The following is a 14,007-nucleotide window of genomic DNA, read 5'->3' as shown; positions in this document are numbered from 1 at the left end:
CAAATTATAGCCGTCTCAAACCTCGCAGGTTTTGAAAACCCGTGAGGTTTAGGACACATCCATATCCAAAGCCGGGCACCATTCAAAACATAGCATAAAATTATTACAAATCGCTTAAAAATAGTAAATTTGCATCTTATCAAAATTTGATACTAAAAAAAGCAAAAGCAATACTATGACATCACAAGAGATACGTCAAAAATTTTTAGATTATTTTAAAAGTAAGGAGCATTTAATCGTTCCTTCAGCTCCTATTGTGCTGAAAGACGACCCTACCCTTATGTTTTCCAACTCCGGAATGACGCAGTTCAAGGATTTTTTCCTTGGCTACAAAACCCCTACCGCCCCTAGAATTGCGGATACACAGAAGTGTCTGAGAGTTTCAGGGAAGCACAATGACCTGGATGATGTAGGGAGAGATACTTACCACCACACTATGTTTGAAATGTTGGGAAACTGGTCTTTCGGGGATTACTTCAAAAAAGAGGCTATTGCTTTTGCCTGGGAATTACTGACTGAAGTATACGGAATTCCAAAAGAAAATTTATACGTTACCATTTTTGAAGGTGATGCTTCAGAAAATCTGGACAGAGACCAGGACGCTTACGATTTCTGGAAATCTCATATTTCAGAAGACAGAATCATCAACGGAAATAAAAAAGATAACTTCTGGGAAATGGGTGAAAGCGGACCATGCGGACCGTGTTCAGAAATCCATGTTGACTTGAGAACACCTGAAGAGAAAGCGAAAGTTTCCGGACTTGAATTGGTAAATAATGACCACCCTCAAGTAGTTGAAGTATGGAACCTGGTTTTCATGGAATTCAACAGAAAGGCAGATAAATCTTTAGAGAAGCTTCCTGCTCAGCACGTAGATACGGGAATGGGCTTTGAGCGTCTTTGTATGGCACTTCAAGGGAAGTCTTCCAACTATGATACGGATGTTTTCACTCCGCTTATTGCTAAAGTTGAGGAACTTTCAGGTAAAAAATATACCGGAATTTTACAAGACGAAAAAGATATTGCCATCCGTGTTGTGGTAGACCACATCAGAGCAGTTTCTTTTGCTATTGCAGACGGACAATTGCCTTCCAACGGAGGTGCGGGATATGTTATCAGAAGAATTTTAAGAAGAGGAATTTCTTATTCTTACCGATTCCTGGATATGAAAGAGCCTTTCCTTTACAAACTGGTAGCTGTACTGCAGGAACAGATGGGAACCTTCTTCCCGGAAATCGAAAAACAGGGAAAACTTGTTGCTGAAGTGATCAAAAGTGAAGAAGATTCTTTCTTAAAAACTATTGAAAACGGTCTGATCAGAGTAGAAAAACTGATCCAGCAGACTATTGCCAATAATCAGAAGGTATTACCAAGTGAAGAAGTTTTTGAACTGTATGATACTTATGGTTTCCCTGATGACTTAACAAGAATTATTGCTGAGGAAAAAGGATTAACAATTGATGAAGCAGGTTTCAAAGCTGAAATGGAGAAACAGAAGCTTCGTTCAAAAGCTGATTCTGCTCAGAAAGTTTACGATTGGGTTACCTTAGAAGAAAGAGATGAAAACTTTGTAGGATACGATCAGATTGAATCCGAAACCTATATCACAAGATACAGAAAGGTAGAAAATAAAGACGGAGAATTTTACCAGGTGGTATTAAGCAGCTCTCCTTTCTATCCTGAAGGAGGTGGACAGGTTGGAGACAAAGGTGTTCTTGAAAATGCGGTTGAAAGCTTTGAAGTATTGGAAACCAAAAAAGAAAACGGACTAATCATTTCATTGATCAACGGGCTTCCTAAAGATGCCGGTGCTGTTTTCTATGCTAAAGTAAACGCTTCCGAAAGAAAAAATTCTCAGGCCAACCACTCTGTAACTCACCTTCTGCACGAGGCTTTAAGAGAGGTGTTAGGAACTCACGTAGAACAGAAAGGTTCTTATGTAGGTCCTGATTATCTTCGTTTTGACTTCTCTCATTTCAACAAAATGACGGAAGAAGAATTAGCACTTATTGAAGAAAAAGTAAATAAAAAGATCAAAGAAAGTATTGCTTTACAGGAGTTCAGAAATATTCCGATTCAGGAAGCTCTGGATAAAGGAGCAATGGCTTTATTTGGTGAAAAATATGGTGACAGTGTGAGAATGATCCAGTTTGGAAGTTCAAAAGAACTTTGCGGGGGAACTCACGTAAAAAACACCAGCGAAATCGGCCATTTTAAAATCACTTCCGAAGGTTCTGCTGCTGCAGGAATCAGAAGAATTGAGGCTATTTCGGGAGACAAATCTGAGGAGTATTTCAACAATCTTGAAAAACAGATCACTGAACTTTCTCAGTTATTAAAGTCTAAAGATGTGGTAAGATCGATCGAAAAACTGATCGAAGAAAATACTTCATTGAAGGCTGAAGTAGATGCTCTTAAAAAGGAAAAAGCAAAAGGAGAAATCGGAGAATGGAAGAATGCTTATGAGCAGAAAGGCAACAAACAGCTTTTAGTAAAGAAAACTTCTCTGGATGCAGGTTCTGTAAAAGACATCGTATTCCAGTTAAAGAGAGAAATTCCAACTTCAGTAACGATTATTCTTTCTGATGCAGATGGAAAACCAATGATTACCGTTGGAGTTTCTGATGATCTTGCTGCTGATTACCAGGCTGGAGCTATCGTAAAAGACCTTGCTAAAGAAATCCAAGGTGGCGGTGGTGGAAACCCTGGCTTTGCAACAGCTGGTGGTAAAAACCTCGAAGGGTTAGAAAACGCATACCAAAAAGCTTTGAATATCTAAAATAGAAACCTCTATTATAAATTTTAACTCCGGCTGTCTCAATTTTGAGACAGCCGGAGTTGTTTTTAGTGCATATCATATTATTTTAACACAAAGTTTTTTCTATATTACTTTATATTTCAAGTGGCAAAGAATGGAATCAACTTCATTGATTCTGACTAAGCGTGTGTACTATTCTTACTTCTCGCAGATGAAAAAAATTTTGAAAAATTACATAAGCCGGATATAACGCTCATGCTATCATCAATATTTTCGTCCGCAAATGCCTTTTCGATCGAAAAAAGCAGGAAATAAAACTTTTGCGTACTCTGCGCTATACCATACTATTCTTTATTCCTAAGATTTCATCACAGTCTTTTTTATTTATACCCGTTCTAATTATTGATCTTATCTTAACAAACCATTACTTAATCTTAAACTATTTGTTTTATCTTTTTAAAACTCAGTTAATACAAGACCTTTAGTTTTGCCATAATCGAAATTCAAAAAATATAATTATGAAAATAAACAAAACTATTGGAGCGCTGGTCTTTGCTTCTCTTATATTTCAAGGCTGCAATGATGACAACGGTAACTCGGACACTCCTGTCAATGATAAAATCAAACTTGAAAATTTTTCTAAAGAACCCGCTTTCGTTTATGGAATGAAAGATTTTGAAAATTTAAATATAACCACCCTTATTTCCAGTTCTGACGTTCTTCCAGGTTCTCCCGATTTCGTTTTCGGAGGCCAGCCGGACGGAATGGGTCTTATGAAAGATCCAAACTCAGACGGTTACCTGATGATCACCAACCACGAGATCAAACAATCGGTATCAAGAGTCTATTTAGACAAAACTTTTAAGCCTGTAAAAGGAGAATATATCTTAAATGGAACCGGAGGAATGACAAGATTATGCTCCGCTACATTGGCAACCCCGGAAATTCATGGTTTCAGTGCATTCCTTACCGCCGGAGAATCAGGTGAAGAAAGTATGGTACATGCTTTAAACCCTTTGGCACCAGTGTCTCAGGCAACTGATAAATCAAGGGTAAAACCGGCATTAGGAAAGGCTTCTATGGAAAATGCAGTTCCGCTTCCTAAAGATGTTTCTAACGGAAAAACCTATATCATCATTGGTGAAGACCAGTCTTATTCTTCTTCTCACCAATCTGCAGGACAGTTGATTATGTATGTAGCAGATACACAGGGAGATCTTGATAACGGTAAGTTGTATTCTTTAAAAAGAACCAACAGCAACTATACGGAAACAGATATGACGAAAGGAAGCAGCTACGACGTAGAGTTCGTAGAAATTCCTAACGCTAAAAACCTTACCGGAGCTCAGATCAACCAGAAAAATATTGACAATAATGCGATCCGTTTTTCAAGAGTGGAAGATGTAGATTACAGAAAAGGAGCTGGAAAAGGAAGAGAAATCTACTTTACTGCAACCGGAGAATCTTCTGACGGTGTTAATCCAAAAGCCGGATTAACCATGTGGGGAAGAGTCTACAAGCTTGTTCTGAACGCCAATAATATGCTGACAGGAAAACTGGAAGTGGTGGCTGAAGGTGATTCTAATCCGGGAAATAATCTGATCAATCCTGACAACTTATGTGTAACTGAAAACTTTGTATACATCCAGGAAGACGGAGATTCTTATTACAAAAATGCCAATCACGATTCTTATATCTGGCAGCTAAATATTGCCACCAAACAATACAAACCGTGGCTGAATATGAGGCACAACAGAGGTGACTCTGCATGGCAGACAGCATACAACCAATCCGGAGATCTGCAGAAGTACGGATCATGGGAGTTCGGGGCAATGGTTGATATTTCAGACATCATCGGAATCCCTAATACCTTCTCTGTGAATGTCCATTCTCATACATGGCAACTGGATAAATTCAAAAATCCTGACGGTTCCGGAATCAACGCCAACAAAGAAGGCGGACAAATTGTTATCATCAGAAACGTAGAAAAATAGTTTTAATTCCTTCATATCCAATTAAAGTATCAATAGAAAATCTCTGTTGATACTTTTTCATACCTATGAATAAGCATTCAAAATACCCGATACTCCTTTTTCTTTACTGTGCAGCAGCGCTTTTTACCCTTTATTACTGTAAAAACGATAAGCAGCAGCCGATATACGAAGATCTTGGTTCTGTCAAAAACAGGATTATCAAAACCAATGTTGATTTCGAAAAGCAAATTAACGAACTGAAAACTCTGGTTACTAAAAACGCTGATGAAAAGCTTCTTCAGAAAAAATTTCAGGATATCCGAAAAACCTACAAAACAATGGAATGGGCGGTAGAATACTTCCTACCCCACTCCGCAAGGTTTATCAACGGTCCTGCCCTTCCTGAAATAGAGATGGACGAACATACGGAAATAGAACCCGAAGGGCTTCAGGTTTTGGAAGAAATGTTGTATCCATATGATAAAGGAAATAAAGAAGAAGTAATCCGGATGCTCAATAAGCTCATCAATAAAAGCAATACCATAGAAACCAACTTTCAGGTTATTACTATCAGTAAAGATCAGGTTTTTGATGCCTTAAGACAGGAAGCTTTCAGAATTTCCAGCCTGGGAATTTCAGGTTTTGACACACCCGTTTCAGGAGTATTTTTAGAGGAAATGCCATCTTCTCTGCAAGGAATAAAAGAAACTTTGGAACAGATCTCCACTGATCGTTCGAAAAATAAAGCCTTAAAAAGTCTTGTGGCAGAGATCAGTTCAGCCATTAATGTACTGAAGAAAAACCCCGACAAAAACACATTTGATTACGTCAATTTCATTCCGGATCATTTGAACAGGATCACAGCTCTGATGCTTGATTTTAAAAAGCAGGAGAACATTCCTGATGTTGACGTAACGATCGCTTTAAACAAAAATGCAGCTACATTCTTTAGTAAAAATGCTTTTAATCCTAATGCTTTCACTCCCGGAAAAGAATACGCCTACTCTGAAGAAAAGGCAGCTCTTGGACATCAGCTTTTTAATGATAAAATATTATCCAACAGCAATAACCGAAGCTGTGCAACATGCCATATTCCAGAGAAAGCATTTACAGACGGTCTAGCCAGAGCAATGTCCCTTGAAAATTCAGAACTGGCGAGAAATACACCTTCACTCAACTATGCAGGATATCAGCATGGCCAGTTTTGGGATATGAGAAAGGATGATCTGGAAGGACAAAGCTCAGATGTGATCTCCAATAAAGAAGAAATGCACGGTGACCTGAATATCATTCTTGCCAAAATCAATCAGGATAAAAATTATCAGGCCGCATTCAAAAAAATTTATCACTCCCAAAAAACTGAAGTATGGCAGCTTCAGAATGTATTGGCGAGCTATATTCGTTCGCTCGCAAAATTCAATTCAGATTTTGATGAATATATGAGAGGAAATAAATCAGCGATGACAGACAATCAAAAGCGTGGTTTCAATCTTTTTGTGGGAAAAGCCCAGTGTGCCATCTGTCATTTCCTTCCTTTATTCAATGGAACAGTGCCTCCGAATTTCAAAAAAACTGAGCAGGAAATATTGGGTTTGGCAGTAAATGCAGAGAATAAAACACTTGATGCCGATCCGGGAAGAGGAAAATTTCATGAAACAGTTCCTTCTTTGCAGCATTCTTTCAAAACACCAACTCTCCGAAACATTCAAAAAACAGCTCCTTATATGCACAACGGAGGGTACAAAACATTGAAAGAAGTGATGAATTTTTACAACAAAGGTGGTGGAAAAGCTTTTGGATTTAAAGTGGAAAATCAGACTCTTTCTGATGATCCGTTACAACTTACTGATAAAGAAACAGATGATATCATTGAATTCATGAAAGCGCTCAATGATCAATAAAAGACGATTCTAAAACACAAAACAACGAAAAACCACAAAACTCCTGAATCTTAATTGCTAAGGAGTTTTTTTATTTGAAAATTCCTTTAAAATACAGAAAGACTATCTGATCATTTTTTCATTTGTCTTTGTCTTTACAAAGTCCATGAAAACATTAGATTAAATCAATGTTATACTCTGTTAAAAACTTTTCTACAAGAATAAATATCATTATTTTTGACGTAGTTTTTTTACATGAAAAGGGGTTTACTGTTATTATTTTTCCTGATCTGCTTTTTGGGGTATTCACAATCAAAAATTAAGGTTGTGGATGACGCCAGTCAAAAGCCTGTCTATAAAGCAAAGGTATCCTGTGACAATACAGTTATCGGATACACCAATGAACAGGGTATTCTGGAGTTTAAAACCGGATGCAAAAACATTGATATAGATGCTGAATCTTATCAGAAAGAAACCCTTACCGTAGAAAGCAGCATGGAAGTTTCCCTGCTTAAAAAAACATCAAAGACAACCAATATTGAAGCTGTAGTTATTGAGGATAAAAGTGACCCCAGAGCTCTGGAAATTCTTAAAAAAGTCAATAAATTATTCAAAGAAAACTCACCCAAAAGTTTAGGTTCCTATTCTTACAAATCCTACGAAAAAATCTCTCTTGATATTGATGAGGACAGTCTTTCGCAGTTTAATCAGTATTTTAATGATTTAAATATTTTCAAGAAAAAAAGGGAAAAAGACTCGCTGAATAATATCAATGCAAGAAAAATATTTTCAAAAAGTAAACTCTTCCTTTGGGAAAGGGCTCAGGAGTTTTTGTACTCCAAAAAGTATGGTGAAAAGATCAATATTCTGGACAACAGAATCTCCGGTCTGAAGCAGCCTATTTACGAAATGATCGCACTCCAGCAAAGTAACAGGGATGTTGTTCCCGAACAGATAAAACCCGAAAACAGAGGACTTTACAGATTCTTTCTTTCAGATACGGTTACCCTTGACGGAAGGAAAAACTTTGTAATCCGCTTCCGTGAGGTAAATTACAAAAAGCCGGACAGAAAACGAAAGTATAACGGTGCTATTTATGTAGATACTGAAACGTACGGAATCAAAAAAATTGAGAATTTCAGTAAAAATAAAAACGAAGGAATTATTACCAGTACCTGGGTATTCTACAATAACAAATGGTTCCTTGCCCATGAAAAAGCCAAGCTTAAAATGGGTAAAATGGCCATGGATGACAAAGTGCATGCCGATGATAAGAAAGACAAAAAAAGCTTTGGGACCTATGCTTTCCTTACCTCAAAATATTTTGATTTCGAATCTCCTATTGAAGAAGATCCAAAGGATTTTAAAGGCTATACTTTCTCGGTAAAAAATATTGACGGTCAATCTCTGGACCGCTACAGGACAGATCCCCTTACCGAAAGGGAACAAAATACCTATAAAACCATCGACAGTTTAGGTAAAAAATATAAAATCGACAGCAAAGCACAGATTTTATCAGGTTTACTGAACGGGCAGATCAGAGTCGGTTCTGTAGACTTTGCTGTGGATGAAATTGTCAATTATAACTCCTATGAAGGTTTCAGATTAGGTTTAAAAGCCAAGCTGAATGAAAATTTCAACCCTTATTTTTCACCCGACTACTATTTTGCATATGGTGTGAAAGACCGAAAATGGAAGTACGGAATGGGGCTTGATATGAAAACCACACTGGAAAAGAATTCCTTTTTCAGATTTGAAGTGTATGATGATGTAACAGCATCCGGAGAATTCAACCGAAAGATGTGGAATTTCAAGATGAGAATGATGAACTTCGGGAATAATTTGAATAATGACCGGTATTTCCACTTTAAAGGGATGTCATTATCTTACCTGAACGATGTCACCAATGGACTTACCGTTGCTCTTGCCGTAAGAAGAAACACAGAAGAAGCTGAATTCGATTATCAGTTCAGAGACCGGGGAACATCTTACAGAAACTTCAATACCCTTTTCACCCTGAAATATTCTCCGAATTCTACCAATATTATGACTCCGCAGGGAAAATCTCTGATTGATCAGAAATATCCTGAACTGTATTTTAATTATGAGCAGAGTTACAAAATACTGCAGGGGGATTTTAATTATTCCCGTTTTGACGCATTGTTTGTTCATAATTTTAAAACACCGATCGGGACTACAGGGTTCCGATTATATGGAGGTCTTGTTCTTGGGGGGGCGCCTATCTGGAAAAACTTTACGATGAACGGGCTTGCGTCTCCGGGCAAAGATTTTAATTTTAACCTTACTTCTTATCTTGGGTTTGCAACGCTGGAAGGTGGGAAATACTATAATGACAGATTTGTTGCATACTACTTTACACACAAACTTCCATGGTATCTGAAAAGTTTCGGACACAATATTTCCAGCTTTGATTTTGTTTTAAGAGGAACTATAGGAGATATGAAACATCCGGAATACCACCAGTTTAAATTCAGAAAACTGGATCACCTGTATCAGGAAGTCGGTGTAGAATGGAACAATTTCCTTTCCAGCTATTTCAATCTTGGGGTATTTTACAGAGTGGGTTATTATGCAACACCACATTTCAAGGAAAACTTCGCCATCCAGTTTAAGCTGAAGTTTCTTGAGTTTTAATACTCTTTCCAATACAAAATCTTTATTTTTGAATCAGAATTCAGAAATATTCAACGACAATATATAAAAAAGAACATGCAGAAAATCGAAATCAAAGCAGAACAGTTTTTTGAATTATTAAAGTTAAAAGACACTCCAATGTGGGAGATTTTCTCACAGATGATTGATGGAAATGAAAAGGAAATTATCTTTTTAGACAATGAAGACAAAATCCTTTTTAATTATATTTTACCTTCTACACAGGAAAAACTGGAAGAAGACAGAAAGGAGTTTTCAAAACAGTTTTCAGAGAAACTAGCTGAATTTAATTAAGCAATGTTATGAATAAAAATTATATTTTTTCTCTGTTAAGCCTTTTCCTGTTTACCCTCGGAAATGCTCAGAATTATAAAAAACCATTAGTTTCTGCTATCAAAGAATCTGATCTCCGCACCGATATGTATCAGCTTGCTGCAGACCAGTTCTGGGGCCGTGAAGCCGGAACTCTGGATGAATTGAAAGTTTCTATGTGGTTGGCTGACAAAGCTAAGGAAGCAGGAATGAAACCAGCCGGAGATAACGGAACTTTTTTCCAGTTTTTTGATATGTACAGGCATCAGGTAATTCCACAAAGCAGTCTGAAAATCGGAGATACCAGTTTGAAATTATGGAAAGATTTCCTTGTCGCTGAACCTGTAAACGCTTCATTAGATGCTGACATAGTGTATGCCGGAAACGCAGAGCCTGAAGAGCTTGCGAAATTGAATATCAAAGGAAAAGTTCTTGCTGTAAACGCTTCTGACAAGAATATTTCAAAAGATATGACACTTTTTGTAAGAAGATATCCTGGATTTGTAAGAAATAAATACTACAATAAAGCTTCTGAATTGGGAGCGAAAGCTATTATTTTCATCACTGATGATATTTCTGAACAAAGCTGGGTGGAAGTTCTGCCTCAAATGACAAGAGGAAGCTACGGCGTGGAAGGATTAAGAGAAAAAATCACCAATAATATTCCTGTTTTGTGGATCAAAAGAGAAAATGCTGGCTGGGTAAAAAACAATCCTAAAGCCTCTCTGAACCTGATCACTGAAACTTATAAATATCCATCCGTTAATATTATCGGAAAAATTGATGGTACAGATCCTGTTCTTAAAAATGAATATGTTCTGTTAAGCGGACACCAGGATCATGACGGGATCAGACATCCTGTAAAGAATGACACGATCTACAACGGTGCTGATGATAATGCCAGTACTTGTGTTGCCATGTTAGCAATGGCAAGAGCTTATAAAAAACAGCCGGGAAAAAGAAGTATCCTGTTTGTTTTCCATGGCGCTGAAGAAAGAGGATTGCTGGGTTCAAGATGGCATGCAGCACATCCTGTTGTTCCGAAAGAGAAAATTGTAGCCGTTCTGAATGGTGATATGATCGGAAGAAATGACAATAATGAAGCTGCTCTATTAGGAGGAAATACTCCTCACAAAAATTCTGAAGAGCTGGTAAAAATGGCCGAAGATTCCAACAATGAAAGTACAAAGTTCAAATACCTTAAAGATTGGGATTCTCCAAACCATGCTGAGTATTTCTATTTCAGAAGTGATCATCTTCCGTATGCTAAGATTGGAATTCCTGCAATATTCTTCACAAGTGTATTGCACGATCAGTATCATACTCCACAGGATGAATCAGAAAATATCAATTACAAAAAGCTTTATAAAATGACTGAATGGATGTACAGAACATCCTGGAAAGTAGCTAATGAAATAGAACGTCCGAAAGTAATTTCGAATTTTTCGCTTGAAAGATAATTTATAAAAAGAATTATATTTCTTTTGTCTTGAAACAAAAGAATCAAAAATTCAAGACTTAGAAACTTCAGCTAAAAATCAAATCTGTTCTCTAAAAACTCTAAACTCATGCGGAAACAATCTATGTTGAGAATCATATTTTGTCCCGCACTCAGACAGTAGAGTTTTTTAACGTTCACAGAATTCATTTTCTTAACGCTTCACTTTCTTATGTCATTTGATATTGCCAGAAACATAAAAGCTTCACAGAGTGTGAAGCTTTTTTCATCATTGTGTTTTTAGAATCTGAAATACGAAATAATTTAATATTGATTATGATTGGAAACCGTTAATTTTTTTAATTCATCATATTTCTTTTGTCTTGAAACAAAAGAAACAAAAATTCAAGACTTAGAAACTTCAACTAAAAATGAAATCTGTTCTCTAAAAACTCTAAACTCGTGCGGAAACACTCTATGTTGAGAATCATATGTTGTCCCGCACTCAAACAATAGAGTTTTTTTAACGTTCACAGAATTCATTTTCTTAACGCTTCAGTTTCTTATGTCGTTTTTCAATGTCATCAAAAAAATAGGTCTCTTTTTACATCTAAATCCTTTTAAATAAGCAAATTCATCAGAGAAGGATCATTGTTCAGATAGTTGACAAAGAAATCATATTGTTTCATTTTATCAATTAAAGGAATGAAATCTTTGTTTTGCTTCAGAGCAATTCCTACGACTGCTATTCCCTTTTCTTTTGAATTTTTCTGGGTGTATTCAAAATAAGTGATGTCATCATCAGGTCCCAGTACATCCATTACAAAGGTTTTCAATGCTCCGGGACGCTGTGGAAATCTGACCAGAAAATAATGCTTAAGTCCTGCATGAAGCAATGCTTTTTCCTTGATTTCTTCCATACGGGTAATATCATTATTGCTGCCGCTGATAATACACACTACGTTTTTACCTTTTATTTCTTCTCTATATTTTTCCAATACTGCTACTGAAAGTGCTCCCGCCGGTTCTACCACGATAGCATCTTTGTTGTACAGTGACAATATGGTTTCACAGACAAGTCCCTCATCTACTGTAGCCATATCATATAGTACATCTTTACAACGTTCAAAAGTGAGATCTCCCACTTGCTGTACGGCTGCACCGTCTACAAAACGGCTTATTTTTTCGAGAAGAACGGGTTTCCCTTTTTCAAGGGCTTTTTTCATGCTTGCTGCTGCGGATGGTTCTACACCTATAATCTTTGTTTGCGGAGACAACTGCTGAAATACAGTACAGACTCCTGCTGCCAGTCCCCCGCCGCCTATCGGAACAAAAAGATAATCAACCACACCTTCTGTCTGTTCCAGAATCTCCAGTGCTGTTGTTGCCTGTCCTTCAATAATTGCCGGATCATCAAAAGGATGGATAAATACGCTGTTATGGTCTTTACAAAACCTCATCGCAGCATCTTTAGATTCATCGAATGTGTCTCCAAATAAAACAACATCAATGTATTCTCCACCGAACATCTTCACTTGTTCAAGCTTTTGTCCGGGAGTTGGCAAAGGCATGAAAATCGTTCCTTTAACCTTCATGGTCTGGCATGCAAAAGCTACGCCCTGGGCATGATTTCCGGCGCTGGCACAAACAACACCTTTTGAAAGTTCTTCCTCAGACATGGTGGCCATCTTATTATAGGCTCCTCTTATTTTATAGGATCTGACCCTTTGAAGGTCTTCTCTTTTAAAACAAATATTAGACTCATAAATAGCTGACAGATTATTATTCACAGCTAAAGGTGTTTTTACCACTACATTTTTTAATCGTTCCTCCGCTTTATAGACATTTTCTAGAACGGAGGAACTTACTTCCTCTTTCATCATCTGTTTAGTAATTAATTGTTTTCGGGTCTCAGGCTTCGTACCGTCTTACCTGCTTTCCACATTTCGCTTTCTCTCAGTTCTGTAAGTTCGGCTTCCAATTTTTCACGATAATCCGGTTTGCTGTTGCTGTCTATGGAACGTTGAGCTTCATTTCCTTTGGCTACATTATCATACAGCTCTTCAAACAAAGGTGAAGTAGCATCTCTGAAACGTTTCCACCAGTCCAAAGCTCCTCTCTGAGCGGTTGTACTGCAGTTGGCATACATCCAGTCCATTCCGTTTTCTGCTACCAAAGGCATTAATGACTGAGTCAGTTCTTCTACGGTTTCATTAAAGGCTTCAGAAGGGCTGTGTCCATTTTTTCGCAATACATCATACTGAGCGGCAAATATTCCCTGTACAGCACCCATCAAAGTTCCACGTTCTCCAGCTAGATCACTGTAAACTTCTTTTTTAAAGTCGGTTTCAAAAAGATATCCGCTTCCTATCGCAATTCCCAATGCTGTTACTCTTTCTCTGGCTTTTCCTGTAGCATCCTGATAAACGGCAAAACTGCTGTTTAAACCTCTGTCCTGCAGAAACATTCTTCTCAATGAAGTTCCTGAACCTTTAGGAGCTACCAGAAATACATCTACATCGGCTGGAGGAACAATTCCAGTACGCTCGCTGAATGTGATTCCGAAACCATGAGAGAAATACAATGCTTTTCCTGGGGTAAGATGCTGTTTTACTTTCGGCCAGTATTCTATCTGTGCGGCATCACTCAAAAGATAGCAGATAACAGTTCCTTTTTCCAGTGCTTCTTCGATTTCAAATAAAGTTTCTCCCGGTACAAATCCGTCTGCGACTGCTTTATCCCAAGATTTGGAGTTTTTTCTCTGTCCTACAATCACATTAATTCCGTTATCTTTTTGGTTTAAAGCCTGTCCAGGTCCCTGTACTCCATAACCAATCACTGCTACGACTTCATTTTTTAATACTTCCTGAGCTTTTTCCAACGGAAATTCTTCTCTTGTTACTACATTCTCCTCTACTCCTCCAAAATTCAATTTTGCCATTTTTTTTGATTTTTATTTATTATTGATTGTGA

General features: G+C 37.4%; 8 protein-coding genes. 6 read left to right on the top strand and 2 right to left on the bottom strand.

Going from position 1 to position 14,007, the window contains the following annotated elements:
* The first annotated feature begins 175 nt into the window (after window positions 1–175).
* From alaS to DEU39_RS19955, 6 genes are all read left to right on the top strand, one after another.
* The gene (alaS, locus tag DEU39_RS19980; protein WP_062671236.1) at window positions 176–2,779 is read left to right on the top strand and encodes an alanine--tRNA ligase; all 2,604 of its coding nucleotides are present in this window, start codon (window positions 176–178) and stop codon (window positions 2,777–2,779) included.
* Window positions 2,780–3,276: 497 nt separating this feature from the next.
* Window positions 3,277–4,752 carry a hypothetical protein gene (locus tag DEU39_RS19975; protein WP_120233130.1) on the top strand — a complete coding sequence of 492 codons (1,476 nt, stop codon included), beginning with the start codon at window positions 3,277–3,279 and terminating at the stop codon, window positions 4,750–4,752.
* Between the two features lie 65 nt (window positions 4,753–4,817).
* Window positions 4,818–6,632, top strand: a complete 1,815-nt coding sequence (locus DEU39_RS19970) for a cytochrome-c peroxidase (protein ID WP_120233129.1) — start codon at window positions 4,818–4,820, stop codon at window positions 6,630–6,632.
* 306 nt (window positions 6,633–6,938) lie between these two features.
* A complete protein-coding gene (locus tag DEU39_RS19965) occupies window positions 6,939–9,266 on the top strand; it encodes a hypothetical protein (RefSeq protein ID WP_228436855.1) in 2,328 nt (775 codons plus the stop codon).
* Window positions 9,267–9,341: 75 nt separating this feature from the next.
* A complete protein-coding gene (locus DEU39_RS19960; RefSeq protein ID WP_062671616.1) occupies window positions 9,342–9,578 on the top strand; it encodes a hypothetical protein in 237 nt (78 codons plus the stop codon).
* 8 nt (window positions 9,579–9,586) lie between these two features.
* Window positions 9,587–11,056: a M20/M25/M40 family metallo-hydrolase gene (locus DEU39_RS19955; protein ID WP_120233127.1), complete on the top strand. Its 1,470-nt coding sequence runs from the start codon at window positions 9,587–9,589 to the stop codon at window positions 11,054–11,056.
* 598 nt (window positions 11,057–11,654) lie between these two features.
* Here the strand turns inward: DEU39_RS19955 and ilvA are convergent.
* Complete coding sequence (gene ilvA, locus DEU39_RS19950; protein WP_120233126.1) at window positions 11,655–12,917, bottom strand: threonine ammonia-lyase; 1,263 nt, start codon at window positions 12,915–12,917, stop codon at window positions 11,655–11,657.
* Between the two features lie 11 nt (window positions 12,918–12,928).
* The gene (gene ilvC, locus DEU39_RS19945; RefSeq protein ID WP_034692308.1) at window positions 12,929–13,975 is read right to left on the bottom strand and encodes a ketol-acid reductoisomerase; all 1,047 of its coding nucleotides are present in this window, start codon (window positions 13,973–13,975) and stop codon (window positions 12,929–12,931) included.
* Between the last annotated feature and the right edge of the window lie 32 nt (window positions 13,976–14,007).

This window comes from Chryseobacterium sp. AG363 (assembly GCF_003610675.1).
Classification (GTDB): domain Bacteria; phylum Bacteroidota; class Bacteroidia; order Flavobacteriales; family Weeksellaceae; genus Chryseobacterium; species Chryseobacterium cucumeris.
This window is presented reverse-complemented; position numbering and strand designations above follow the sequence as displayed.

Excerpts from the sequence above, each read along its gene's own strand:
- alaS (WP_062671236.1), top strand. The coding sequence starts at position 176 with ATGACATCACAAGAGATACGTCAAAAATTTTTAGATTATTTTAAAAGT.
- DEU39_RS19975 (WP_120233130.1), top strand. The coding sequence starts at position 3,277 with ATGAAAATAAACAAAACTATTGGAGCGCTGGTCTTTGCTTCTCTTATA.
- DEU39_RS19970 (WP_120233129.1), top strand. The coding sequence starts at position 4,818 with ATGAATAAGCATTCAAAATACCCGATACTCCTTTTTCTTTACTGTGCA.
- DEU39_RS19960 (WP_062671616.1), top strand. The coding sequence starts at position 9,342 with ATGCAGAAAATCGAAATCAAAGCAGAACAGTTTTTTGAATTATTAAAG.
- DEU39_RS19955 (WP_120233127.1), top strand. The coding sequence starts at position 9,587 with ATGAATAAAAATTATATTTTTTCTCTGTTAAGCCTTTTCCTGTTTACC.
- ilvA (WP_120233126.1), bottom strand. The coding sequence starts at position 12,917 with ATGATGAAAGAGGAAGTAAGTTCCTCCGTTCTAGAAAATGTCTATAAA.
- ilvC (WP_034692308.1), bottom strand. The coding sequence starts at position 13,975 with ATGGCAAAATTGAATTTTGGAGGAGTAGAGGAGAATGTAGTAACAAGA.